This window comes from Pseudomonas sp. NFX183 (assembly GCF_047943075.1).
Taxonomy (GTDB): domain Bacteria; phylum Pseudomonadota; class Gammaproteobacteria; order Pseudomonadales; family Pseudomonadaceae; genus Aquipseudomonas.
Genome location: NZ_CP181333.1, coordinates 5,996,501 through 6,022,209, shown reverse-complemented (window position 1 = coordinate 6,022,209; position 25,709 = coordinate 5,996,501). Strand labels below are relative to the sequence as shown.

The window sequence follows — 25,709 nt, the reverse complement described above, 5'->3', positions numbered from 1 at the left end:
TGATGCTTCCTCAAGACGCATCAGGAATCTGCACACATGCCTGCCCCTTCACTTCATGTTCCCTTCATCAAGACCCGTTTGCCCGGATGGATCAAACACCTGGCGGCGCCGGATATCGAGGCCCTCAACCGCGCCCGCGACCCGGTGCAGCGCTTCAAGAGCGCCTACCCTGAGGCCTTTGCCGCCGCCAGCCCAGCATTGCGCCAGGCCCTGGACGACAGCGGCCGCCGGCGCCAGGCCACCAGCCAGGCCCTGGCAGCAATGCTGAAAGACTTCAAAGGCGTCACCGAGTTTGCCGAGCCGTTGCTGGCCGAGGCATTGCACAAGACATTCGGCCAAACACCCGACGTCAACACCACCGCGCTGTTCCACCTGCACGCGCCCAACCGGGTCGAACAGCAGTCGCTGTTGCAAGCCGCGCTGCGCAACTTCGAAGACGGCGAACGGTTTGATGAAACCGCGTTGCAGGAAACCAGTGCGCTGGCCCCGGCGGGGTCGCTGGACACCCTGGCGTACGATGAAAGCGAGCGTTATCCCTTTGCGAAATGGCGTTACCGTCTGCGCGACAAGCTGTCGATCAAGCCTGAAGATTTCGCCAGCCTGTGCCGCGAACTGGACCTGGGTCAGCAGTACCAGCAACACCTGAGCGGCGTGTTTGAGACGCCAGCCACTGCGGCGCAGGTGCGCCGGCAGATGATCGAGGCAAACAAGGACACGCTGCGGGTACAAGCCCACATCGCTTGCCTGCGCTCGACTCTCAGCCCCACGGCCTACGCCACGTTGCTGGCGATACTCGATGCCCATCCCGCACCGAGCCTGGATGGCAAGCCGGTGGCTTACAGCCAGTTGAACCTGTTGGGGGCGCAGGTGAGCGAGGTGCTGATCATCGGCGCCAGCGCGCGCAAGCCGTTGCCGGGCGTGGTGACGCTCATCGACGTTTTCCTGCCGGCGGCCGAGTTGCTCAAACCCCAGGTGGGCGACAGTCGAATCATCGTGTGGATCCCCGGCGATCCGCGTAACCCCGTCAGGGAGTACGCGTCGCTCAAGGCGTTCACCGCACAGTTGGCGCTCAACCTGCGCTCGGTGGATTACCAGCGTTTTTTTACCGGCTTCTTGGCCCAGGATGAAGCGCAGATGTTCCTTCGGCGGCTTAGAAGCCAATTGAAGACCACGCGTTGGAACCCGAACCCGCTGCCCCCAGGGCCCAATTACAACCCTGCGGCCTACGCCCACGGGATGTACGAAGAAGTCTGGAACGACAACGTCAACCTGCGGCCCGAAGAGACCTTCATCAACGTCGAGGTGTTCGGCCATCTGTACGAAGGGCACCTTGCACGCCTCAGGTCCAACGCGAAGTTGCTGGCGGTGCCCACCGCGCAAGTCGATCACGATGCCTGGGTCAATCGCCTCAAGCACTGGGCCGAATGGGGCTTGAACCTCCTCAATGTGGCGGCGTTTTTGGTGCCGGGCCTGGGCGAAGTGATGATGGCCGTCACCGCCATACAGATCGGCTATGAGGTTTATCAAGGCGTGGAAGCCTGGAACGCTGGCGACAGTGACGAGGCCTGGGCGCATCTTGCCTCGGTGATGCAGAACGTCGCGTTCATGGCCGCGCTGGGTGCCGTGGCGGGCAGGGCGCCGCCGGTTGTGCCGTCGCGCTTCGTCAACGGCATGAGCCGGGTGGTCACGCCGTTCGGCAAACTGCGCTTGTGGCATCCCGACCTTGCGGCCTACAAAAGCAGCGTCTCGCTCAAGGGGCTTGAACCCAATGCGTTGGGGCAATACCCGGTAGCAGGCAAAACCTACATTGCGCTGGAGGGCAATGTTTACGAAAAGACCTTCGACCCGGTGCGCAAGCAATGGCGGATCAAGCACCCGACTGAGATCGACGCCTATCAGCCGATTGTGCAACACAACGGGCACGGTGCCTGGCGGCACACGCTGGAGCGGCCGTTGACATGGCGTCGCAGCACATTGCTGCGCCGCTGCGGGCTGCACATGGAGCCATTTTCCGATGCGCAACTGGAACAGATCGCCGACGTCTGCGGGATCAGTGATGATCAATTGCGCAAACTGCACATGGATCAACAGGCGCCGCCGCCGGAGGTGTTGGAGATGGCCCGGCTGTTCGAGGCAGACCGCCAGGCGGACGAGGTGATCAGGCAAATCCGCGAAGGCGCCTGCGTGGAGGGCCTCTGCCAGTTCATGGTGCCGCTGGCCGTGGACATGCCGGGCTGGCCGGTCGAGGAGGTGGTGGAGGTGTTCAGCGGGCCCGAGCCCTGGGGTACTTCCCAGCGGTTTGGCGCAGCGTCGCCTGGCAGCACAAGGCCCACGATCAAGATCACCCAGGCGCAGGTCGATACCGGGCAATTGCCGGCGCACGTGCTGGCAGCCCTCAATGACGAGCAAATCAGCCGTTTGCTGGGCCGCGAAAGCATCCAGGCCGGCGCCGACCAGGTGCAGGTGTTCAGAGAGCGTCTGGCCGATCAGGCGCAGGCCCGCAAGAAGGCGCTGTTCGACAGCCTCCAGAGCCGACGGGCGCCGCCAGACGCCGATACTCGCGCACTGCAGCGCAGTTTTACCTCACTCTCGCCGGAAGCCGCGCAGCGGGTACTGGCCAGTGCCAGCGCTGCTGAGTTGAGCCAACTGCGCAGCAGTGGCCGGGTGTCTCTGCGCCTGGCCAAAGCCATTCGCGTGCACCTGCATCAGGGCAGTCTGAGTCGCGCCCTGGCAGGTGTGTACCGCGAAAACCTGGCCTCTGCGGCCAGTGACCGCTTGGCGCTGCACAGCCTTGAGCAACTGCCCGGTTGGTCGACGGCTATTCGCATCGAAGAACGGTCCCTGGGCATCAAAGGGCCGCTGGTGGACAGCACCGGCGCAGAACAGGCCGCAACGCGTTATTACCTGATCAAGGCGGATGAGAGTTTTCGGCTGCTGGATGCCGAGGGCAGGGCACTCAATAGCCTTCCCCGGTACGGTCGCAATCTGTTTGAGTCGCTGCTGCACGCGCTGCCTGATGCGCTGCGCGAGTCTTTGCAGGGCGAGCCAGCTGAGGCGTTGCGCAAGCAGGTGGCGGACTATGCGTGCAGCCACCGCGAGGCCATGTCGCGCATCCTCAAGCGCGAGCCGCTCAAGGCCGGCGCCGGTCGCCGGGTACGAAGCCCGACCGGTCAACCGGGTTATGCGGCCAGCGGTGATGCGGTGGGGTTTGCCGACGAGCCGTTGGTTGCCAGGGTGCGCGATATTTATCCCAATCTGGATGATCAGCAGGCGTTGCAGTTCGTCAGGAGTCGACTGCTTGCCGGCGATTCCGATCAGCAGGTGTTCCACCTGTTGGAGAACCGACGCAGAGAGTTCGAGGGCTTGCGCGCAGCATTGGACACCTGGGTCGAAGGCGCCGTGCCTGCCTATCCGCGGGGGGCCAACTGGCCAACCCGGCGCGATATTGCCGAGCGGCTCATCGCCGGCTGGAGAAACGGTGTGTACCGCGGGCAGGCGCCGTTGTTCGAACTCGATCTGTTGGGCACCGAGCCGTTACCGACCTGGGCTGCCGATTTTTCCCACGTGCGCAAGGTGCGAATCAGCAGTTCACAGCTCGCCGCAGGTGCACTTTCCGAACAGTTTGGCGCGCTCGAAGCCCTCGATATTTCCATTGATTCAGCCAACATGGCTGCATTCGCCGACGTGCTGGCGGGGCTCACCGGCATTACCGAGCTCAAGCTCGAGCTGCCGACGTTTTTCGGCGAGTATTCGCCGGCATTGACCCAGGCGCTTCAAGGCATGAACCAGCTGGAGCAGTTGCACTTGACCGGCAGCCTTCCGGCCCTGGATTACCGTGCGCTGCCGCGTTTGCGTACGTTGCGGCTGGCCGGCAACCTGCGCGAATGGCCGGCAGGGCTGCTGGCGCTTGAGGGGCTTGAGTCGGCCGACCTGACCGGCGTGCAGCTCGCCGCACTGCCCGACGAACTGTTCACGGGGCATGAGCGTTTGTGGCGCCGCTTGAGGTTGAACTGGAAGGCCCTGGAACCGCAGGCGTTCCGACAGGCCTTTGACTACGTGCAGGGCAATCCGGCGCATCTGGTGGACGAACCGTACATCGTCGCGCAGCACTGTGAACAGCGTCTGGAAGCGCTGGTGCCGCACGTCCCGACCTTCGCCGCCAGTGCACTCGCCGCGTTCCATCAGGACGGCCTGGCGGGCCGTGCGTTGCTGAATAAGGTCGAGGCGCTGCACGAGGCGTATCGTGCCTGGGATGCGCCGCTGATTGAATGGCAAAGCCGCGATGGCGCGCGCGTCGAGGGCGAGCAAATGCCCTCCCACCATCGCCAGACGCTGGCGGAAAGGCTGCGCGTGTGCTGGCGTGACGCGCTGGCTGCCCGGTACGCGACCCGCGAACCGGTGGCGGGGCCGTCGCGAGGCCGTGGCGAGCCGATGAGAGAGACGTTGGACTTGCGCGAATATGGTGCGCCGGGCGATTTGCCGGCGCTGGGCAATACGCTGTTCCCGCACATCCGGCGTTTGATCCTGGCCGGTGCAAAGCTCACGGCGGCGCAGGTGAATGGGTTCGTGGGCCGGTTTGTGCAGCTGCGCGAACTGGATCTGAGTCACAACCGCCTGACCGAGCTGCCTCAGGCCCTTGAGACGCTGGAACACCTGACTGACCTGAGTCTGTGTGGCAACGAACTGACGATCACCACGCCCACCCAGACGCGGCTGAACCGCCTCAAAGCACTGCGACGGCTGGACTTGTCGATGAACCGCGTTGGCCGGCTGAGCGTCACGTCGTTGACAGAACTGGTGTCGCTGAACCTGGGGCAGACCGCGATCGTCGACTGGCCCGAGGGCGTGCTGAACCTGCCGCGCCTGGGTTTCCTCGACCTCAGCCACAGTGCCGTCACCGGCATTCCCGAAGCGGTGCTGGCCGGGCACGATGTGTTGCTGGCCGGCACCAGCCTGCGCGGTTGCCGCTTGAGCCCGACGGCGCTGGCCGTGGCGCAGGCTTTTGCCCGCCGCACCAGCGCCGGAAGACCCATGGCGAGCATGTTTGACAGGCCGTTCGGGATTGATCGCAACGTACTGGCGGCCGGGATGACCGGCGGCGATCCCATGTTCTTCCCGGTAGAAGTGTCGCAGCACCCGGACCTGATAATGCCGTTGGCATTGGCGCCCAAAGACACCGAGGCGTCACTGACCTCGGCCGAGCGCTTGCAACGCCTTGATCCACAGCTTGATGCCACCCAGGCCGGCAAGCGAATCGACACATGGCTGGCGCAGGACGTGAGTGCCACGCAGATCGAAACGGCGTTGCGCCAGTGGCAGGCGCAGCACACCCAGATGATCGAGCGGCTAAATGGCTGGATTGACAGGCCCGCCGTGCGCAACCGTAACGAGTGGGTCAACGCGACCGATCGCCGGCGCGCCGCTGATCGGCTGCTGGCCTGCTGGCGAGAGACGCTGAGCGACGTGCGAGGCATCCAGGCGCCCGCCAATGACGCTGCGCTTGACTTGAGCGGCCTGATCCTCGGTGACCTGCCGGCGCTGCCGGTCACCTTCAACCATGTGCGGGCGCTGGACCTGAGCGGTGTGCGGCTCACCACCGCCTCGAATGATTTTCTACGCGCCTTCCCGCGCTTGAACCGCCTGATGCTCAACGGCAACCGTATGGGCACGTTGCCCGAGGCCCTAACGCAGATGGCAGACCTGACCGAACTGGGTATCCACGACAACGCGCTGGCGGCCAACGTGCCGTTGCAGGGCCAACTGCGTGGCTTGCCGCGCCTGCAAGTGTTGGACCTGGGGCGCAACGCCCTGAGCACGTTTGACCTCACCGGGCTTGACCGCCTGCAAAGCCTGGATCTGAGTCGCAACCGGTTGTCCGAATGGCCCACCGGCGCGTTGCAAGCCCCCGCGCTGACCCGCCTCGATCTCAGGAACAACTACCCGATAGCTGTGATCCCTGCCGAAGCATTTGAGCCGCAACATGCTGCCTTGATGGCCGGTACCGATTTGTCCGGCAACCTGCTGCTTGAGGAAGCGTTGATCCGCCTGCGCGAGTATCAACGCGAAACCGAGCGTGGGCTGGGTTTCAGTGCCGAGGAAATTGACGATCAGCTGGCGGGGTACGGGGCCGAGTCCGATGACGAACAACCTGATGTTCACCCTGAGCTGGAGCCGGCAGCGGTGCAAAAGGCACGCTGGTTTGACGGCGTGCCCGTCGACTCGGAAAAACACGCGATATGGGACACGGTGATCGCCCGTGACGACAGCGGTGATTTCTCCAACATACTGGCGCAACTGCGTAATACCCGCGACTTCGAACTCGACCGCGCCGACCTGGCCGGGCGGGTTTGGCAGGTGCTGGAGGCGGCCTATGGCGATGCGGTCTTGTGCGAGCGGCTGATGGGCATCGCGCGTGCTTCCAGGCTTGCGGTGACCTGCGGGGATGGCCGCATGCTGTTGTTCAACGCGCTGGAAGTCGAAGTTTATGAGTTCAATGCCCTGCGTGCCATCGACCCCACCGACAAGGGGCGCGCCCTGCTGAACCTGTCCAGAGGGTTATTCCGCCTTGACCAGCTGGAGGCGGTGGCGCGCGTGCGGATCCGCGAAAACCCGGGCACCGACCCGGCTGAAATACGCCTGGCCTACCGCATCGGCCTGGCCCGGCGCCTGGCGTTGCCCAGGCAACCTGCAAGCATGCTTTACGAAGGTCTTTCCGGAGTACGGCCAGTCGACCTGGAGGCGGCCTATACGACGATCATGGCCCGCGAACAGACACCGCTGTTCATCGAGCAACTGACGGCGCGCGCGTACTGGGTCGATTATCTGCAGCAGCAGTACCCGGACGCGTTCGCCCGGCTGCAGCAGACGCTGGCAGACAGCGCCTCGGCGCTGGAGGATCGCTACCCCGACATGAATTCGGCGTACCTGCAGCAGATGGAGGCGTTGCAGAAGGCCAACAAGGTGCAGCGCCAGGCCTTGATAAACGTGCTGTCAGCGCGGGAGATCGCCGCGCTGGGCCATTAGCCGATCAGTTGTCGTAACCCAGGTTCGGCGCCAGCCAGCGCTCGGTCACGGCCAGGTCCTGGCCTTTGCGCGCGGTGTAGCTCGCGACCTGATCCTTGTCGACCTTGCCCACGGCAAAGTACTGCGCCTGCGGATGGGCGAAGTACCAGCCACTGACCGCCGCCGCCGGGAACATCGCGTAGTGCTCGGTGAGGAACACGCCGCTGCGCCCGGCGTGCATTTCGCGCGCCTGGGGGTCCAGCAGTTGGAACAGCTGGGCCTTCTCGGTGTGATCAGGGCACGCCGGGTAGCCGGGAGCCGGGCGGATGCCGCTGTATTGCTCCTTGATCAGCGCCTCGTTGTCCAGTTGCTCGTCCTTGGCGTAACCCCAGTGCTCTTTACGCACTTGCTGGTGCAGCCACTCGGCGCAGGCTTCGGCGAGGCGGTCGGCCAGGGCCTTGACCATGATCGAGTTGTAGTCGTCGCCGGCGTCCTGGTAAGCCTTGGCGACTTCTTCGGCGCCGATACCGGCGGTGGTGATAAAGCCACCGATGTAGTCGGTCACGCCGCTGTCTTTTGGCGCCACGAAGTCGGCCAGCGAGAAGTTCGGCTTGCCGTCGGTCTTGATGATCTGCTGGCGCAGGTGATGCAGCTTGGCAATCGGCTGGCCATCGTCGCCGTAGACTTCCAGGTCATCGTCCTGCACCTGGTTGGTCGGCCAGAAACCGAACACCGCGCGGGCGCTGATGAGTTTTTCGTCGATCAGCTTCTTGAGCATTTCCTGGGCATCGGCGTAGAGCGCGGTGGCCGCTTCACCGACCACTTCGTCTTCGAGGATGCGCGGGAACTTGCCGGCCAGGTCCCAGGAGATAAAGAACGGCGTCCAGTCGATGTACTCGGCCAGCACCTTGAGGTCGATATTGTCCAGCACCTTGGCGCCGGTGAAAGTCGGCTTGACCGGGGTATAGGTGCTCCAGTCGAACTGCGGCTTCTTGGCGATGGCCGCCGGGTAGCTCAGGCGCTCGGTGCGCGCGCTGCGGTTGGACGTACGCTCGCGCACGTCGATGTATTCCAGGCGGGTTTTCTCGACGAAGCCGGCCTTCAGCTCCTTGGACAGCAATTGCGTGGCCACGCCCACTGCGCGCGAGGCGTCGGTGACGTAGATCACCGCGTCGTTGCTGTACTTGGGCTCGATCTTCACCGCCGTGTGCGCCTTGGAGGTGGTGGCGCCACCGATCATCAGCGGCAGGTGGAAGTCCTGGCGCTGCATCTCGCGGGCCACGTGCACCATCTCATCCAGCGACGGCGTGATCAGGCCGGACAGGCCAATGATGTCGCACTTCTGTTCCTTGGCCACCTGCAGGATCTTCTCCGCCGGCACCATCACGCCCAGGTCGACAATGTCGTAGCCGTTGCAACCGAGCACCACGCCGACGATGTTCTTGCCGATGTCGTGTACGTCACCTTTAACGGTGGCCATCAGGATCTTGCCCTTGGCTTCCGGCTTGTCGCCTTTTTCCAGCTCGATAAACGGAATCAAGTGGGCCACGGCCTGCTTCATCACCCGGGCGGACTTCACCACCTGGGGCAGGAACATTTTGCCGGCGCCGAACAGGTCACCGACGATGTTCATGCCGGACATCAGCGGGCCTTCGATCACTTCGATCGGGCGCGCGAACGACTGGCGCGATTCTTCGGTGTCTTCAACGATGTGCGTGGTGATGCCTTTGACCAGCGCGTGTTCCAGGCGCTTGTTGACGTCCCAGCCACGCCATTCTTCGGTCTCGGCCTCTTTGACGCTGCCGTCGCCCTTGTACTTGTCGGCGATGGCCAGCAGGGCGTCAGTGCCTTCCGGCGTGCGGTTGAGCACCACGTCTTCCACCGCATCGCGCAGCTCGGCGGGGATCTGGTCGTAGATCTCCAGCTGGCCGGCGTTGACGATACCCATGCTCAGGCCATTGCGGATCGCATACAGCAAAAACACCGAGTGAATCGCCTCACGCACCGGGTTGTTGCCACGGAACGAGAACGACACGTTGGACACGCCACCGGAGGTCAGCGCGTACGGCAGCTCGTCGCGGATGTAGGCGCAGGCGTTGATGAAGTCGACGGCGTAGTTGTTGTGCTCCTCGATACCGGTGGCGACCGCGAAGATGTTCGGGTCGAAAATGATGTCTTCCGGCGGGAAGCCGACTTCATTGACGAGGATGTCGTAGGAGCGTTTGCAGATTTCTTTCTTGCGCGCTTCGGTATCGGCCTGGCCGGCTTCGTCGAAGGCCATTACCACCACGGCGGCGCCATAGCGCTTGCACAGCTTGGCGTGGTGAATGAACTGCTCGACGCCTTCCTTCATGCTGATGGAGTTGACGATGCCCTTGCCCTGGATGCACTTGAGGCCGGCTTCGATCACTTCCCACTTGGAGGAGTCGATCATGATCGGTACGCGAGAGATGTCCGGCTCGCCGGCAATCAGGTTGAGGAAGGTCACCATGGCCTTCTTCGAATCGAGCATGCCCTCGTCCATGTTGATGTCGATCACCTGCGCGCCGGCTTCCACCTGCTGCAGGGCGACTTCCAGGGCTTCGGTGTAGTTGTCTTCACGGATCAGGCGGGCAAAACGTGCAGAGCCGGTGATGTTGGTGCGCTCGCCGACGTTGACGAACAACGAGCTGCGATCAATGGTGAACGGCTCCAGGCCCGACAGGCGGCACGCCTTGGGAATGTCCGGAATCGGGCGCGGCGCGTAGCCGGCCACGGCCTTGGCGATGGCTTCAATGTGGCCTGGCGTGGTACCGCAGCAACCGCCGACGATGTTGAGGAAGCCGCTCTGGGCGAACTCTTCGATGACCTTCGCGGTTTGCGACGGCAGCTCGTCGTATTCGCCGAATTCGTTGGGCAGGCCGGCGTTCGGGTGCGCGGAAACGTGGGTATTGGCCTTGTTCGACAGCTCTTCCAGGTACGGACGCAGTTCGCTGGCGCCCAGCGCGCAGTTGAGGCCCACGGACAGTGGCTTGGCGTGGCTGACGGAGTTCCAGAACGCTTCGGTGGTCTGGCCCGACAGGGTACGGCCGGAGGCGTCGGTGATGGTGCCGGAGATCATGATCGGCAGTTCGACGTTCAGCTCTTCGAACACGCCTTGCACCGCGAAGATCGCGGCCTTGGCGTTGAGGGTGTCGAAAATGGTTTCGATCAGGATCAGGTCGGCGCCGCCTTCGATCAGGCCTTTGGTGGCTTCGGTGTAGTTTTCCACCAGCTCGTCAAAGGTCACGTTGCGGTAGCCGGGGTTGTTCACGTCCGGCGACAGCGAGCAGGTACGGCTGGTCGGGCCAAGCACGCCGGCGACAAAGCGCGGCTTGGCGGGGTTTTCCAGGGTCTTGGCGTCGGCGATCTTGCGCGCCAGTCGCGCGCCTTCTACGTTTAATTCGTAGGCCAGTTCTTCCATGCCGTAATCGGCCATGGAGATGCGCGTGGCGTTGAAGGTGTTGGTTTCCAGAATGTCGGCGCCGGCGTCCAGGTAGGCCTTTTCGATGCCGCCGATCACGTCCGGACGGGTGATCACCAGCAGGTCGTTGTTGCCCTTGACGTCACTCGGCCAGTCGGCAAAGCGTTTGCCGCGGTAGTCGTTTTCCTCAAGCTTGTAGCTCTGGATCATCGTGCCCATGCCGCCGTCGAGGATCAGGATGCGTTCCTTGAGGGCTTGGTGAAGGGCTTGCAGACGAGCACTACGATCGGACATGGGACTACTCTGGTCAGGCATTTCGGAGGGCGTGAATCATAGCAAACCTGTGCCGATTTGGAGCATGCCCAGGTTTTGCATGAATATCGTTCATGTTGGGTCAGGGCCTGGCCCGGTAGACTGCTGGCACTTTTATATCGCACGCATTGAATCGGGACCGGATACATGTCACTTCGCCTCATCATCAGCGCCGTTCTGGCCTTGATAGCCAGCAGCGCTCATGCACAGGCTTTACCGCTAAACAGTCCCGCCCCGGCGATCTCTTATACCCGCGACGTTCAGCCGATCTTCACCGAAAAGTGCGTGGCCTGCCACGCCTGTTACGACTCAGCCTGCCAGCTCAACCTGGGCAGTGCCGAGGGCGCGGCGCGCGGCGCGAGCAAAGTGCCGGTCTACGACGGCGAACGCAGCCAGGCCGCACCGACCACCCGGTTGTTCGCTGATGCCTTCGGCAAGCAGGCCTGGCAGCAGAAGGGCTTCTACTCGGTGCTGGACGCCCAGGGCAGCCAGGCCGCATTGATGGCGCGCATGCTGGAGTTGGGCCATAACGCGCCACTTGAACCCAATGCCAAACTGCCCGACGAGATCATGCTGGGCCTGAACCGCCAGAACATGTGTGCCATGCCCGGCGAGTTCAATGCCTACGCCGGCGCGCATCCCAAGGAAGGCATGCCGCTGGCCGTCACCGGCCTGACCGACCAGCAATACCAGACGCTGCAGCGCTGGCTGGCATCCGGCGCACCGATTGATGAGCAAGGCCTGGCGCCCAGCGCCAGGGAAGCCTTGCAGGTGCAGCAGTGGGAAAACCTGTTCAACCAGCCCGGCGCCCGCGAAAGCCTGGTTGCGCGCTGGTTGTATGAGCATTTGTTCCTGGCGCACATCTACTTCGAGGACGGCGAGCCGGGGCATTTCTTCCAATGGGTGCGTTCACGCACGCCGAGCGGCCAGCCGATTGATCTGATCGCCACCCGTCGGCCCAACGATGATCCAGGCACCCAGGTTTATTACCGCCTCTGGCCGGTGCAGGGCGTGATCGTGCACAAAACGCACATCACGTACCCGTTCAGCGCGGCGAAAATGGCCCGCATCAAGGCGCTGTTCTACGCCGGTGACTGGCAGGTCAACGCCTTGCCGGGCTATGGTCCGGGGCGCCGGGCCAACCCGTTCGAGACCTTTGAGGCGATTCCGGCCAAGGCGCGTTACCAGTTCATGCTCGATAACGCCGAATACTTCGTGCGCACCTTTATTCGCGGGCCGGTGTGCCGTGGGCAGATCGCCACCGACGTGATCCGCGATAATTTCTGGACCCTGTTCCAGGACCCGGACCACGACCTGTACATCACCGATGCGCGTTATCGCGGCCAGGCCACGCCATTGCTGGCGATGCCGGGGCAGAACGACGACGTGGGCAGCGTGCTCGGCCTGTGGCTGGCCTATCGCGACAAGCGCAACCAGTACGAGGCCTTGCGCCGTGACAGCTACGCAGACTTGCCGCCGCCGAGTTGGTCGAGCCTGTGGGCGGGTAATGACAATGCCTTGTTGAGCATTTTCCGCCATTTCGACAGTGCCTCGGTGACCAAGGGCCTGATCGGCGAGGTGCCGCAAACGATGTGGTTGTTCGATTACCCGTTGCTGGAACGCACTTATTACCAGTTGGCGGTGAACTTCGATGTGTTCGGCAACGTGTCGCACCAAGCCCAGACCCGGCTGTATTTCGACCTGATCCGCAATGGCGCCGAGCAGAACTTCCTGCGCCTGATGCCGGCCGATACCCGCGATGATTTTATGGATGATTGGTACCAGAACAGCGGCAAGCTCAAGCTGTGGCTGGACTATGAAGCGATTGATGATGACAAGCCGAGCGGCTTGCACCTGGATGAAAAGGACCCGAAGCGCGATTTTGCCAAGCAGTTGCTGACGCGTTATGGCTATTTGAATGCCAGCCCGGATCCGATCAACCGCTGCACCAGTGCCTATTGCTCGCGCGACGGGATTGAGCCGGCGCTGCAGGATGCGGAGCAGGCGCTTAGTCGCCTGACGTCGAGGCCGGCGGCGGGGCTCAAGGTGATCGACCAGTTGCCGGAAGCGAGCATGCTGCGCGTTGAAACGGCCAGCGGCAAACGCGTGGTTTACAGCATGCTGCGCAACCGGGCGCACAGTAATGTGGCGTTTTTATTGGGCGAGGCTTACCGCTATCAGCCGGGGCTGGATACCCTGACCATCTACCCCGGCGTGATCAGCAGCTACCCGAACTTCATGTTCAATATTCCGGCGCAGGAAGTGCCCGAGTTTGTGGCAGCGATGGAGAATGCCAAGGACGCCAAGCGCTTCGAGAAGATCGTCGATCGCTGGGGCGTGCGCCGCAGTCATCCGCTGTTCTGGCAGTATTTCCACGACTTGTCGCAGTACATCCGCGAAACCACGCCGGTGGAAGAAGGCGTGCTGGACATGAACCGCTACGAGAATCTTTGATCGACCTTTGACCGTCCGCCATGGTCCCAACTTCATCTAGATGAGTTGGGAAGGGCGGCAAACAATGTTGATCTCGGTACAGGCGTTGCGCGCGCTGGCGGCCTGGACGGTGGTAGGGCACCACTTCATGCAGATTTTCTTCGGTTTCAAGGCGGACACGGCCTTGGGAAGGTTATTTGTCGAAAAGGGCGCCGCGGGCGTGGACGTGTTTTTTGTCATCAGCGGCCTGGTGATTTTCCTGTCTACCCAGGACAAGGACCTGCCGCCGTGGCGCTTCCTGTTGTACCGTCTGCTGCGCATCGTGCCGGCCTACTGGTTCTACACGCTGCTGATGGCGTTACTGGTGGTGGTCGCCCGGCCAATGTTGCCGGACCAGAGCGTCGATGCCGCCCATGTGTTGATGTCGCTGTTGTTTATTCCTTCGCAAAACCCCGGTGGTTATGGCGTTTACCCAACCCTTAACGTCGGTTGGACGCTGAACTACGAGATGCTTTTTTACCTGCTGTTTGCCTGGGCCTTGCTGTTTCGTCGTCAATGGCGACTGCTGGTGGTGGCGGCGTTGCTGTTTGCGGTCTGCGAGGCCTGGACCTCGTTTGGCTGGATCAGTGAGTTCTATCGCTCGGACATTGTCGTCGAGTTTCTGATGGGCATCGGCATCGGCATGCTCTACCGCAAGGGCTGGATTCGCCCGGGGTTATGGCTGCCGCTGCTGGGAATCGCCGCAGCGCTGCTGGCGATCTATCATTGGCCGGCCTCGCCCCGCGCCTTGACCTGGGGCCTGCCGAGCGCGGTGTTGGTGGTGGCGTGCGTGGCGCTTGAGCGATTCTTCGTCAACTATCGTCTGCTCAAAGTGCTCGGGGACTGCTCCTATTCGGTGTATTTGCTGCACGTGTTGGTGCTCTCGGCCGGTGGCTATCTGGCCCAGCGTTACGGCCTGAACCCTTATGCCGTGCTGGCCGTGTGCGTGGTGATCATTGGCCTGAGCGCCATGGGCAGCTACCGATGGCTGGAGCAGGGCAGTTATCGCGTGCTCAAAGGCTGGTTTGATGGCGACGAACGGTCGAGTTTATCCCGACAAAAACACTAGGACTTTGTACCTCTGTAATGATTTGGCGTAAACTGCCCGCAAGCCTGTGAGGAGTTTCCATGACTGCCATAACCATTACCGACGCCGCCCACGATTACCTGGCCGACCTGCTGTCCAAGCAGAACACCCCAGGTATCGGCATCCGCGTCTTTATCACCCAGCCCGGCACCCAATACGCCGAGACTTGCATCGCCTACTGCAAGCCCGGAGAAGAGAAACCTGAAGACACCGCCCTGGGGCTGAAAAGCTTCACCGCCTACATCGACAACTTCAGCGAAGCCTTCCTCGACGACGCCGTGGTCGACTACGCCACCGACCGCATGGGCGGCCAGTTGACCATCAAGGCGCCCAACGCCAAGGTGCCGAATGTCAACGCTGACAGCCCGGTCAACGAGCGCATCAACTACTACCTGCAGACCGAGATCAACCCGGGGCTGGCCAGCCACGGCGGTCAGGTCAGCCTGATTGATGTGGTCGAAGACGGCATCGCTGTCCTCAAGTTCGGCGGCGGTTGCCAGGGCTGCGGCCAGGCAGACGTGACCCTGCGTGAAGGCATCGAGCGCACCTTGCTCGAGCGCATCCCCGAGCTCAAGGGCGTACGTGATGTGACCGACCACACGCAGAAAGAAAACGCCTACTACTGAGTAAGGTGTTCGCTGCGAACAAAAAAACGGCGCCCCGTGAGCGCCGTTTTTTTATGCTTAAAATTCAGCGTCTTGCGCAATCTACTTAACAAAGTAGATCAACTGTGGGAGCTGGCTTGCTCGCGAATGCGGTGTATCAGTCAGTACATCTGCAACTGACCCACCGCATTCGCGAGCAAGCCCGCTCCCACATTGTTTGACCGCATTTCTTCAGGGGCGATAGAGGTGCGCGTGGCCTGCACGGTACAGCGAAGACTCACTGAAACCGTCACTGGCCAGCACCCGCCCGACCACAATCAATGCCGTGCGCCGGAAACCCTTCGCGGCGACTTTCTCGGCAATATCACTCAGCGTACCCACCACCCAATCCTGATCCGGCCACGTCGCCCGGTGCACCACGGCAATCGGGCAATCCGCGCCATAGTGCGGCAACAGCTCGGCGACGATCTTCTCCAGGTGATTAACGCCCAGGTGAATCGCCATGGTCGTGCCGTGGCGCGCCAGGCTGTCGAAATCCTCACCGGGCGGCATGCGGGTTTTGTCGGCATAACGGGTCAGGATCACACTCTGGGCGATGTCCGGCAGGGTCAGCTCGGTCTCCAGCAACGCCGCACAGGCCGCCACCGCCGTGACTCCTGGAATAATCTGGAAGGGAATGCCCGCCTCACGTAAATGGCGGATCTGCTCGCCAATCGCCCCGTACAGGCTGGGGTCGCCGGAGTGCACGCGCGCCACATCCTGGCCCTTGGCATGGGCAGCCTTGATCAAGTCGATGATCTGTTCCAGGTGCAGTTCGGCGCTGTTGACCACCTGTTCCGCCTGATGACCGTCCAACACCGCCGCTGGCACCAATGAGCCGGCATAGATGATCACCGGGCAACTGCGGATCAACCGTTGGCCTTTGACGGTAATCAATTCCGGGTCGCCGGGGCCTGCGCCGATGAAGTAGACGGTCATGGGAATTCCTGTTGAAAAACGGGCGAGCATGAAGATTGCTCATGATCGAGAAGGGCGATTATCGGGTTTTTAGTCGGCGCAGGCCAATGCAAAGGTGGCCTGGGCGACTTTTTTGCGCGTGATCAGCAGGCGGGCGGGGCGGTGGAAGAGCTGTTCAGCCAAGGCCAGGGCGGCACTTTCGGCGATGCCGTAACAGCCGGTATGGGCAAACGCGACCGCTGATCTGTGACTGAGGCGCGGTTCAAACACCGCCAATTGCGTTGCGCTGAAACACTGCAACGGCAGGTTCAATACTTGCGCCAGGGCAAGCAGCCCCGGTTCATCGCGCTTGCGGTCGATACTGGCCAGCGCGGTGATGCGCTGGCGCTCGATACCGCCCTCGGCAAGGGCGGCGTCAAACAGACCGAGCAGGGTGTGAACATCACACCCGCGCTGGCAACCCAGCCCGACCACCAGCGTCATGCCGAGTATTGATCGTCGCGATTGCGGCGAAACAGCCAGGCGCTGATCAGGCCCAGTGCCAGCCAGAAGGCGACGTTGGTCAGTTGCGAGGCAATCTTGAACTGGGCTTCCAATGCTTCTGGAGCCAGCATCGAATGCACTTCAGGTTGCGGCGCGCCGATCACATGCGGCACGGCCAGGATCGCCACGCCCAGCACTTTGAGCAGCCAGTTGCGACCAAACACCAGCAGCGCGATACCCGCCGCCGTGGACGCCGCAGTACCGATCCACCAGATCTGCCGCTGCGCCAGGTCGGCGGCAGCGGTGCCCGGCAACTCCGGCGGCAGGCCCAGGGTCGGTGCCAGTACAAACGTCGCGTAACCGGCCAAGCCCCACAGCAGCCCTTGAGCGGTGCGGGTTGGCGCGCGCAACGTGTAAAGGCCGGCCAGCATCAATGCGAAACCAACCGCAACCACCAAGTTACCGCCAGTGGTGGACAGCACGCGCTGCCAGCCGTTTTCCGGTTCCCAGGCTTCGGCGTCGTGGGTGTGAGCGGCGGCGCCTTCAGCGTGTACATGGGGCACGACTTCGGCAGCGGCCGGGGCGTTTTCAAAGGTTTCCGCCTGCAGAATCAGCGGGGCGACCCAGAAACTTTGCAGCAGGGTCAGCAGCAGGGCGGCGAGCAAGCCGGTGAAGCCTGCGGTTTGGGCGATGCGCTTGATCATGTCGGCAGGCCTCAGTGGCACGGGAACGCGGCGCTGTGGCGGGTATCGTGGGCAGCGTTGTGCACCGCCTCGATATGCGAGAAACCGGCGAAATACACCAGGCACGCGCCGAGGATCGACGCACCGATGGCGGCGGTCAGGCGTTGGCTCAGGGTGGCGGTGCTGCTGGCGGAGTGCGAGGTGCTGCTGATGATCGACATGGGCGCGTCCCTTCGGGTTTCGGGGTGAAACGAGCGCATGAAAACCCTGCGAGCCGGGCACGCAGGGTTCTGAACAGCGCCCGCCCACCGCGGGTTTGTTATCTGAATTTTTTCGGGCCGGTCTCCGGGCTTGCGAGGGACGCTGGGTCTAAAAAGCATCGCCTTCCCATGCCGTACAGGCACAGTGGTTATGACGCTTCGCTCGCTTACCGTTGCGGGGGCAGCACCGGACTTCTTATGTGCAGGCATAAGTCACCGGTTTCCCGTTTCACCCTGTGAAGGGCACCCGAAACAAGGTGTGTAGGAGAGCATGGGGGTGGGAGGGGAGTCAAATGGGATGTCTGGTGTACATATCCGTTGCTGCGGTAACGGCTTCGTATGGTTCCGCCTCTTACAGCGGGTCACTTTTGGCAAACGCCCGGAATGCCGGCCCAGCCAAAAGTAACCAAAAGGTCTTTCCCCCACCACTCGGTGCCTCGCCTGCGTTCGGCCAGCGTGGTTGACGGGGCCTGTCAGATCAAAAGCAGAGCAACACATGATCCATCTGATCAACTGAGATCCAAATGTGGGAGCGGGCTTGCCCGCGAATGCGGTGGTTCAGTCAGTCCATGTGCCACTGGCACACCGCCTTCGCGAGCAAGCCCGCTCCCACAAGTTGACCGAGTTCAACTGCCAGCACCGCAGTGTTTTGCTTTTCTGTGTGAGCTGGCTTGCCTGCGATGCAGACAACTCGATGTATCAGGCATAACCAGTAGATGCCATCGCAGGCAAGCCAGCTCCCACATTTGATTGAGTTCAGATTCCAGAATCAGGTCGGCTGTCAGGCCGCCTCGGTTTTGCTTCTACCACTCAGGTCGGCTACTAGGCCGCCGTGCTTTTGCTTTTGATCTTGATCTTAGGCGCCCCATTAAACCACGCTGGCCTCACGCAGGTTTTGGAGCGTGGGTAAACCGGCAGGACGCCGGTTTAGCCGTGTTGGGCCATGGATGGCCCATCGCGGCGGCCCACGCTCCAAAGCCTGCGTGAGGGCACACCGAGCCTAGGCGAGGTGCCGAGTGGTGGGGCAAGAGCCTTTTGGTTACTTTTGGGCTCTTTTCAAAAGTGACCCGCTGTAAGAGCGGAACCCATAGCCGCCCTCACCGCAGCAACGGATATGCACACCACCCAGCCATCCACCCAACCCCATCATTGACCATCCCCCACGCACTGCGTAGCCTTGGCACCCTCGAGGTTCTTCGGCCCACGCCGAAGCTAAGAAGGGAACGCGGTCCAAGCCGCGGCTGCCCCCGCAACTGTAAAGGGTTCAACTGACTGCCACGCCACTGCCCTTAACCAAGGCGGGAAGGCGCAGCCAGCGCCGGTCACAAGACCCGCAAGCCCCAAGCCAGGAGACCTGCCTCGTAACCGATTTTCTACTTCAACCGGGCGGGGTGATCCGGTGACGAAATCCGCTCCTGCGCGCCGCCGCAGGGCCTATCGTCCCGTATGCCCGCCCCAAAGGGCATCCGATGAAAACACTGGCCAAACTCCCCGTCACCATCGTTACCGGCTTTCTCGGCTCGGGCAAAACCACCTTGCTGCGCCACATGCTCGACAACGCCCAGGGCCGTCGCATCGCCGTGATCGTCAACGAGTTCGGCGAGTTGGGCATCGACGGTGAAATCCTCAAACAGTGCTCCATCGGTTGCACCGAAGAAGAAGCCAACGGCCGCGTCTACGAACTGGCCAACGGCTGCCTGTGCTGCACCGTGCAGGAAGAATTCTTCCCGGTCATGCGCGAACTGGTCGCCCGTCGCGGCGACCTCGACCACATCCTCATCGAAACCTCCGGCCTGGCCCTGCCAAAACCGCTGGTGCAGGCCTTCCAGTGGCCGGAAATCCGCAGCGCTTGCACGGTTGATGCGGTGATCACCGTGGTCGACAGCCCGGCCGTGGCCGCCGGCACCTTCGCCGCGTTCCCGGACCAGGTCGACGCCCAGCGCAAACTCGACCCGAACCTGGACCACGAGTCGCCACTGCACGAGCTGTTCGCCGACCAACTGGCCAGCGCCGACCTGGTGATCCTCAACAAGTCCGACCTGATCAGCCCTGAAGACCTGGCCCGCGTGCGCCTGGAAGTCGCCGAAGAGTTGCCGCCCGCGGTGAAAATCATCGAAGCCAGCAGCGGTCGCCTGCCACTGGACGTGCTGATTGGCCTGGGCGCCGGCTCCGAAGAACACATCGACGGCCGCCACAGTCACCACGATCATCACCACGACGGTGAAGACGACCATGACCACGATCACGACGCCTTCGACTCCATCTCCATCGACCTGCCGCAAGCCGACGAAGCGCTGCTGCTCGACGCCCTGACCCAGCTGGTGGTGCAACACGGCATCCTGCGCGTCAAAGGTTTTGCGGCAATCCCGAACAAGCCGATGCGCCTGTTGATTCAGGGCGTGGGCACGCGTTTTGACAAACACTTCGACCGCGCCTGGGGCGCCGACGAAGCGCGCATCACGCGCCTGGTGCTGATCGGCCAGGAACTGGATGCGGCGGGCCTCGAAGCGCAACTGCGCGCCGCCCTCAGCGTTTAACCCATGCACCTGCTCAGGACCCAGCCCGGTGGTTTCGTCTCGGACGACAATATTGCCGACTTAGGCCAAACCCCCGCTGAACTGGTGATCCTGTGCAGCGGCGATTCCAGCCTGGCGCTGCTGGCCGAAGCGGCTCAGCAGTTGCCCGACGACTACCCCAGCGTTCGCCTGGCCAACCCGATGCAGGTGCAAAACCATGCCTCGGTCGACCTGTATGTCGATGAGGTGTTGCGCCACGCCAAGGTCATCCTGATTTCGCTGCACGGCGGCATCGGTTATTGGCGCTACGGCATTGAACGCCTGGTGGAGCTGGCCGAGCGCGGCGTGCAGCTGATCCTGGTGCCGGGTGATGATCGCCCAGACCCGGAACTCAGCGGCTTGAGCACCGTAGGCGCTGAAGCGCGTGATCGCCTCTGGCACTTCCTGCGCCAGGGCGGCCTGGGCAATGCGCTGGATTTCTATCGCTGCCTGGCGAGCAGCTACCTGGGCCGCGACTACGCCTGGGCCGAGCCGCAAACCCTGCCACGCACCGCGATTTATCACCCGCACAAAGCCAACGCTCGCCTCAATGATTGGCTGGCGGACTGGCAGGCCGATTTTCCGGTGGCGGCGGTGCTGTTCTACCGCTCGCATTTGCAGGCGGCCAATACCGGTTTTATCGACGTGTTCTGCCAGCGTTTGCAGGCGGCGGGCCTCAACCCGTTGCCGATGGCGGTGGCCAGTTTGAAAGAGCCCGGCTGCCTTAACGTGGTCGAGGACTTGCTGGATGAAGTGCAGGCGGCGGTGATTCTGAACACCACCGGCTTTGCCCAATCCAGCCCCGAAGCGCCGCACCTGCGCCCGTTTCGTCGCAATGTTCCGGTGATCCAGGCGATTTGCGCGCAGGACAACCAGCCCGGCTGGGAAGCCAGCGAACAAGGCCTCGGCCCGCGCGACCTGGCCATGCACATCGCTTTGCCGGAGCTGGACGGGCGCATCATCAGCCGGCCGATCAGCTTCAAGGACCTGGCCTGGCGCAGCGAGCGCAGCCAGTCCGACGTGGTGTGCTACCGCGCCGCGCCCGAGCGCATGGATTTTGTCGCCGAACTGGCGCGGCGCTGGGTTGAACTGGCGCGGGTGCCGAATGCGCAAAAGCGTATCGCGCTGATCCTCGCCAACTACCCGACCCGCGACGGCCGCATCGGCAATGGCGTGGGGCTGGACACGCCGGCAGCAGCGCTGAACATCCTGTGCGCGCTGCACGCCGAAGGTTACCCGGTGCCGAGTGAGTTGCCCGCCAGCGGCACCGCGCTGATCCATGAACTGCTCGGCGGCATCACCAATGACCTCGACAGCCTCGACCTGCGCCCGTGCCATCAAAGCCTGGGCCTGGACGACTACGAGGCAATGTTCAAGCGCTTGCCCGAGGCCAATCGCCAAGCGGTGATGGAGCGCTGGGGCACGCCGCACAACGACCCGATGTGCCGCGACGGGCGCATGATGATCGCCGGCCTGCGCCTGGGCCAGACCTTCGTCGGCATCCAGCCCGCACGCGGCTATCAGGTCGACCACAGCGCGGTGTACCACGACCCGGACCTGGTGCCGCCGCACGGCTACCTGGCGTTTTACTTCTGGTTGCGCCACACCTACGGCGCCCACGGCGTGATCCACGTCGGCAAGCACGGCAACCTCGAATGGCTGCCGGGTAAAGGCGTGGGGCTGTCGGAAAATTGCTGGCCCGATGCGCTGCTGGGGCCGCTGCCGAACATCTACCCGTTTATCGTCAACGACCCGGGCGAGGGCGCCCAGGCCAAGCGCCGCACCCAGGCGGTGATCATCGACCACCTGATGCCGCCGCTGACCCGCGCCGAAACCTACGGCCCGTTGCGTAACCTTGAGCTGTTGGCGGACGAGTACTACGAGGCGCAATTGCTCGACCCGCGCCGCGCCCTCGAACTGCAAAAAGACATCCTCAAGCTGGTGCGCGAAACCCGTATCGACCAGGAGCTTGAGCTGGATAACGACGCCGACGCGGCGGTCTGGCTGCCACGCCTGGACACCTACCTGTGTGACTTGAAGGAGTCGCAGATCCGCGACGGCCTGCATATTTTTGGTGAGTCGCCCGACGGCCGCTTGCGCATCGACACCTTGTTGGCCCTGCTGCGCATCCCGCGCGGCGATGGCCGTGGCCCGCAATCGAGTTTGCTGCGCGTGTTGGCCAAGGCTTTCGAGCTGGGCTTTGACCCGCTCGATTGCGCCCTGGCCGAGCCCTGGACCGGGCGCCGACCCGAGGTCTTGCAAAAGATCGATCAGCAGCTGTGGCGCACCGCCGGTGATACCCGCGAGCGCCTGGAGTTGTACGCCGCGCGTTTGATCGAGCAAGCACTGGAAGGGCCGCTTGAGCAGCTTGAAGAGCCCGGCTGGGAAGACGTGAAGTCGGTCATCGAGAGCCTGCGCATCGTCGTCGCGCCACGCCTGGATGCCTGCGGGCCGGCGGAAATGCGCGGCTTGCTGGATGCCTTGAGCGGTCGCTTCGTACCGGCCGGCCCGAGCGGCGCGCCGAGCCGTGGACGCCTGGACGTGCTGCCCACCGGGCGCAATTTTTTCAGCGTGGATGTGCGCAACCTGCCCACCACCACGGCCTGGCGCATCGGCTTCCAGTCCGCCAACCTGATCCTTGAACGGCACCTGCAGGACCACGGCGATCATCTGCGCCAACTCGGCCTGTCGGTATGGGGCACCGCGACCATGCGCACCGGCGGCGACGATATCGCCCAGGCCATGGCGCTGATGGGTGTGCGCCCGGTCTGGGCCACGGGCAGCCAGCGCGTGGATGACTTTGAAATTCTGCCGATCAGCCTGCTGGACCGTCCGCGCGTTGACGTAACGCTGCGCGTGTCCGGGTTCTTCCGTGATGCCTTCGCCAACCTGATCCGCCTGTTCGACGCCGCGGTGCAGGCGGTGGCGGCGCTGGATGAACCGGATGACATGAACCCGCTGGCGGCCAAGGTGCGCAGCGAACGTGAGGCACTGCTCAGCGCCGGCCTGGATGAGAACGCCGCTGCAAAACAAGCCGGCTGGCGCATCTTCGGCGCCAAGCCGGGGGCTTATGGCGCTGGCGTCCAAGGTGCGATTGACGCGCGGCTGTGGCAGAGCCGCGAGGATTTGGCCGAGGTCTACTTGAACTGGGGCGGCTACGCCTACGGTGGTGCCGATGAAGGCACCGCCGCCCGCGAACAGTTCGCCCAGCGCCTGAGCCAGGTGCAGGCGGTCCTGCAAAACCAGGACAACCGCGAGCACGACCTGCTCGATTCCAACGACTACTACCAATTCCAGGGCGGTATGCTCGCCGCCGTGGAAACCCTGAGCGGCGACAAGGCCGCCAGTTACCATGGCGACCACAGCCAGCCGGACTTGCCGAAGATCCGCACCTTGAAGGAAGAGCTGAACCGGGTGATCCGTGCCCGCGCCGCCAACCCCAAGTGGATCGAAGGCGTGAAGCGCCATGGCTATAAAGGAGCGTTCGAAATGGCCGCGACGGTGGATAACCTGTTCGCGTTTGATGCCACCACGGCGCTGATCGATGATCACCAATACGCGTTGCTTGCCGACGCTTACCTGCTTGACGCTGACACCCGAGCCTTCGTGCAGCAGCACAACCCTGACGCTTTGCGCGACATGACCGAACGCATGCTCGAAGCCCAGCAACGCGGCCTGTGGCAAGAGCCCGGCGCATACCGCGAGGCGTTGGAAAACCTGTTGCTGGATATAGAAGAAGACAGCTAGCGTACGAGCCCACTGTCGTGGCGAGCAGATTTGTTGTGGCGAGCGGGCTTGCCCCGCGTTGGGTCGCGAAGCGGCCCCAAAACCGCACACCCGGTTCTTTCAGGAAAACCGCGTTGTTTGTATTAGGGCTGCTTCGCAGCCCAACGCGGGGCAAGCCCGCTCGCCACAACAAGCCCGCTCGCCACAACGAGCGGTAGACACGACCAGCCCGGCCACCTCAGGGGATCGCCTGTGCCGCAGAATTTAACGAGAACATGCATGACCGACATTCCACATTTCCCGCTGTCCGCCGTGGTCGGCGCCGATGAACTGAAACTGGCGCTGTGCCTCACCGCCATCGACCCGAAAATCGGCGGCGTGCTGATCGAAGGTCCGCGTGGCATGGCCAAGTCGACCCTGGCGCGTGGTCTGGCTGACCTGCTCGCCAGCGGCCAGTTCGTCACCCTGCCGTTGGGCGCCACCGAAGAACGCCTGGTCGGCACGCTGGACCTGGACGCCGCATTGGGCGAAGGCCGCGCGCAGTTTTCCCCAGGCGTGCTGGCCAAGGCCGATGGCGGCGTGCTGTACGTCGATGAAGTCAATTTGCTCGCCGATCACCTGGTGGACCTGCTGCTGGACGTCGCCGCCAGCGGCACCAACCTGATCGAGCGCGATGGCATCTCGCATCGCCATTCAGCGCGCTTCGTGCTGATCGGCACCATGAACCCGGAGGAGGGCGAGTTGCGCCCGCAACTGCTCGACCGTTTTGGCTTCAACGTGGCGTTGAGCGGGCAAACCCTGCCCGCCGAGCGTGGGCAAATCATTCGTCGGCGCCTGGATTTCGACAGCGACCCCGCCGCATTCTGCGCCCAGTGGGCCGAGCAGCAAGGCGCCTTGCGTGAGCGCTGCACCCAGGCGCGGGCGCGGCTCGACAGCATTGAGCTGGATGACCAGGCCCTGGCGCAGATCACCGAGCGCTGTTTCGCCGCCGGTGTCGATGGCTTGCGCGCGGACCTGGTGTGGTTGCGCGGCGCACGCGCCCATGCCGCCTGGCGTGGCGCCACCGCCATCGCCGAGCAAGACATCGAAGCCGTGGCCGAATTTGCCTTGCGCCATCGGCGGCAGGAGCAATCCCCACCGGCGAGCCCGCCCAATCAAGGCCAGGCGCCCAAACCTTCCGATTCTTCACCCGGCCAGGGCCAGTGGGGCGACATGCCCGCGCCAGCCTTGCCCACGGGCGCACGCCGGGACGTACCTGCCTGGCCAAAAAAGCCTTAGGCATTCGCCCTCGTCCTGACGCGGGGGCGGATGCCCGGCCCAAGGCGGGGCGACTGGACAAAGGCAGGCACGGCAAGGCGCGCAGTGCAAAACACGGCACGATCAACTGGCCGGGCACCTTGCTCGGCGGGCGGCCGCACGGCCGCGAGGATCTGCGCTACCACCTGCGCACCCGCGCGGCCCACGAGTTGTGGCTGGTGATCGTCGATGCCTCGGCCTCCACGCGGCGCCATGGTGCGTTGAGCGACGCCAAAGGCCTGCTCGCGCAGCTGTTCGACGATGCCTACCGCCAACGCGCACGCATGGCGTTACTCACGGCCAGCGGCCAGTCGCCCACCTGGCAAGTGCAGGGTTTGAAGGCCGCCAAAGGCTTGACCGGATGGCTGGCGCAACTCGGCGCGGGCGGCGGCACGCCGTTGCTGGCGGCGCTCTCTGAAGCGGGGCAGTGGCTGCAGGCGCGACGCCAGCGTTACCCCGCCGAGCGACAGCGTCTGCTGGTGATCACCGATGGCCGGCTCAAGGATATTGCCGGTTTGCCAGCGCTCGATTGCCCGGGGCTGCTGGTGGATATCGAGCGCGGTCCGATCACACTCGGGCGAGCAGCACAGCTGGCGTTGGCGTTGAATCTGGACTATCGGCACATCGACAGTCTGTAGCGTTAATAAACTGAACTCTGCGCGATTTGCACTTGTCCCCGCTTCCCATGTCACCCCCCGCCTGCCAAATCCCTTAATTTTCCAAGCCTGCCGGAAGCCTCTTCAGGCTTGCGGCTGCGCCTGCTTTTTACAGGCGCCCAGCACACCCGATCCTAACGGCAGCTGAAAACGGACTTTCTCCTTTACCGTGA

At 63.2% G+C, this 25,709-nt stretch carries 13 protein-coding genes and 2 riboswitches; of the genes, 8 read left to right on the top strand and 5 right to left on the bottom strand.

Features of this window, described 5'->3' with window-relative positions; translation table 11 throughout:
• Nucleotides 1-36 precede the first annotated feature (36 nt).
• Nucleotides 37-7,023: an NEL-type E3 ubiquitin ligase domain-containing protein gene (locus tag ACM530_RS27920; protein ID WP_416363733.1), complete on the top strand. Its 6,987-nt coding sequence runs from the start codon at nucleotides 37-39 to the stop codon at nucleotides 7,021-7,023.
• 4 nt (nucleotides 7,024-7,027) lie between these two features.
• On the opposite strand, the gene metH is transcribed toward ACM530_RS27920, so the two are convergent.
• The gene (metH, locus tag ACM530_RS27915) at nucleotides 7,028-10,738 is read right to left on the bottom strand and encodes a methionine synthase (protein ID WP_242197613.1); all 3,711 of its coding nucleotides are present in this window, start codon (nucleotides 10,736-10,738) and stop codon (nucleotides 7,028-7,030) included.
• Nucleotides 10,739-10,903: 165 nt separating this feature from the next.
• Between metH and ACM530_RS27910 the strand changes: the two genes are divergently transcribed.
• From ACM530_RS27910 to nfuA, 3 genes are all read left to right on the top strand, one after another.
• Nucleotides 10,904-13,210, top strand: a complete 2,307-nt coding sequence (locus ACM530_RS27910; RefSeq protein ID WP_416363732.1) for a fatty acid cis/trans isomerase — start codon at nucleotides 10,904-10,906, stop codon at nucleotides 13,208-13,210.
• Nucleotides 13,211-13,274: 64 nt separating this feature from the next.
• Complete coding sequence (locus ACM530_RS27905; protein WP_242197609.1) at nucleotides 13,275-14,297, top strand: acyltransferase family protein; 1,023 nt, start codon at nucleotides 13,275-13,277, stop codon at nucleotides 14,295-14,297.
• Nucleotides 14,298-14,356: 59 nt separating this feature from the next.
• Nucleotides 14,357-14,941, top strand: coding sequence for a Fe-S biogenesis protein NfuA (nfuA, locus tag ACM530_RS27900; protein WP_017136914.1), 585 nt, complete (start codon nucleotides 14,357-14,359; stop codon nucleotides 14,939-14,941).
• A 210-nt stretch (nucleotides 14,942-15,151) separates the two neighbouring features.
• Here the strand turns inward: nfuA and cobM are convergent, their stop codons facing one another.
• From cobM to ACM530_RS27880, 4 genes are all read right to left on the bottom strand, one after another.
• Nucleotides 15,152-15,898, bottom strand: a complete 747-nt coding sequence (gene cobM, locus ACM530_RS27895) for a precorrin-4 C(11)-methyltransferase (RefSeq protein WP_416363731.1) — start codon at nucleotides 15,896-15,898, stop codon at nucleotides 15,152-15,154.
• Between the two features lie 69 nt (nucleotides 15,899-15,967).
• Nucleotides 15,968-16,360, bottom strand: coding sequence for a cobalamin biosynthesis protein (locus ACM530_RS27890; protein ID WP_416363730.1), 393 nt, complete (start codon nucleotides 16,358-16,360; stop codon nucleotides 15,968-15,970).
• Entirely contained in the window at nucleotides 16,357-17,064 is a 708-nt protein-coding gene (locus ACM530_RS27885; protein WP_119741624.1) for a CbtA family protein, read from the bottom strand. Before ACM530_RS27885 ends, ACM530_RS27890 begins: the two co-directional genes overlap by 4 nt.
• 11 nt (nucleotides 17,065-17,075) lie before the next feature.
• Nucleotides 17,076-17,264 carry a CbtB domain-containing protein gene (locus tag ACM530_RS27880; protein ID WP_032875937.1) on the bottom strand — a complete coding sequence of 63 codons (189 nt, stop codon included), beginning with the start codon at nucleotides 17,262-17,264 and terminating at the stop codon, nucleotides 17,076-17,078.
• 97 nt (nucleotides 17,265-17,361) lie between these two features.
• Nucleotides 17,362-17,569: riboswitch (cobalamin riboswitch) on the bottom strand.
• Nucleotides 17,570-18,475: 906 nt separating this feature from the next.
• Nucleotides 18,476-18,680: riboswitch (cobalamin riboswitch) on the top strand.
• 92 nt (nucleotides 18,681-18,772) lie between these two features.
• On the opposite strand from ACM530_RS27880, the gene cobW reads away from it, so the two are divergent.
• The 4 genes from cobW (at nucleotide 18,773) to ACM530_RS27860 (ending at nucleotide 25,518) form a co-directional block, all read left to right on the top strand.
• A complete protein-coding gene (gene cobW, locus ACM530_RS27875) occupies nucleotides 18,773-19,840 on the top strand; it encodes a cobalamin biosynthesis protein CobW (RefSeq protein WP_106580323.1) in 1,068 nt (355 codons plus the stop codon).
• A gap of 3 nt (nucleotides 19,841-19,843) precedes the next feature.
• Nucleotides 19,844-23,605, top strand: coding sequence for a cobaltochelatase subunit CobN (gene cobN / locus ACM530_RS27870; protein WP_416363729.1), 3,762 nt, complete (start codon nucleotides 19,844-19,846; stop codon nucleotides 23,603-23,605).
• A gap of 258 nt (nucleotides 23,606-23,863) precedes the next feature.
• Nucleotides 23,864-24,862 (top strand): ATP-binding protein, encoded by a 999-nt coding sequence (locus ACM530_RS27865; RefSeq protein ID WP_416363728.1) that lies wholly within the window; start codon nucleotides 23,864-23,866, stop codon nucleotides 24,860-24,862.
• A 53-nt stretch (nucleotides 24,863-24,915) separates the two neighbouring features.
• Nucleotides 24,916-25,518: a vWA domain-containing protein gene (locus ACM530_RS27860; RefSeq protein ID WP_416365132.1), complete on the top strand. Its 603-nt coding sequence runs from the start codon at nucleotides 24,916-24,918 to the stop codon at nucleotides 25,516-25,518.
• Nucleotides 25,519-25,709: the final 191 nt, after the last annotated feature.

Coding starts and splice junctions, on each gene's coding strand:
- metH (WP_242197613.1), bottom strand. CDS start 10,738: ATGTCCGATCGTAGTGCTCGTCTGCAAGCCCTTCACCAAGCCCTCAAG.
- ACM530_RS27890 (WP_416363730.1), bottom strand. CDS start 16,360: ATGACGCTGGTGGTCGGGCTGGGTTGCCAGCGCGGGTGTGATGTTCAC.
- ACM530_RS27910 (WP_416363732.1), top strand. CDS start 10,904: ATGTCACTTCGCCTCATCATCAGCGCCGTTCTGGCCTTGATAGCCAGC.
- cobW (WP_106580323.1), top strand. CDS start 18,773: ATGAAAACACTGGCCAAACTCCCCGTCACCATCGTTACCGGCTTTCTC.
- ACM530_RS27920 (WP_416363733.1), top strand. CDS start 37: ATGCCTGCCCCTTCACTTCATGTTCCCTTCATCAAGACCCGTTTGCCC.
- ACM530_RS27905 (WP_242197609.1), top strand. CDS start 13,275: ATGTTGATCTCGGTACAGGCGTTGCGCGCGCTGGCGGCCTGGACGGTG.
- ACM530_RS27880 (WP_032875937.1), bottom strand. CDS start 17,264: ATGTCGATCATCAGCAGCACCTCGCACTCCGCCAGCAGCACCGCCACC.
- cobM (WP_416363731.1), bottom strand. CDS start 15,898: ATGACCGTCTACTTCATCGGCGCAGGCCCCGGCGACCCGGAATTGATT.
- cobN (WP_416363729.1), top strand. CDS start 19,844: ATGCACCTGCTCAGGACCCAGCCCGGTGGTTTCGTCTCGGACGACAAT.
- nfuA (WP_017136914.1), top strand. CDS start 14,357: ATGACTGCCATAACCATTACCGACGCCGCCCACGATTACCTGGCCGAC.
- ACM530_RS27865 (WP_416363728.1), top strand. CDS start 23,864: ATGACCGACATTCCACATTTCCCGCTGTCCGCCGTGGTCGGCGCCGAT.
- ACM530_RS27885 (WP_119741624.1), bottom strand. CDS start 17,064: ATGATCAAGCGCATCGCCCAAACCGCAGGCTTCACCGGCTTGCTCGCC.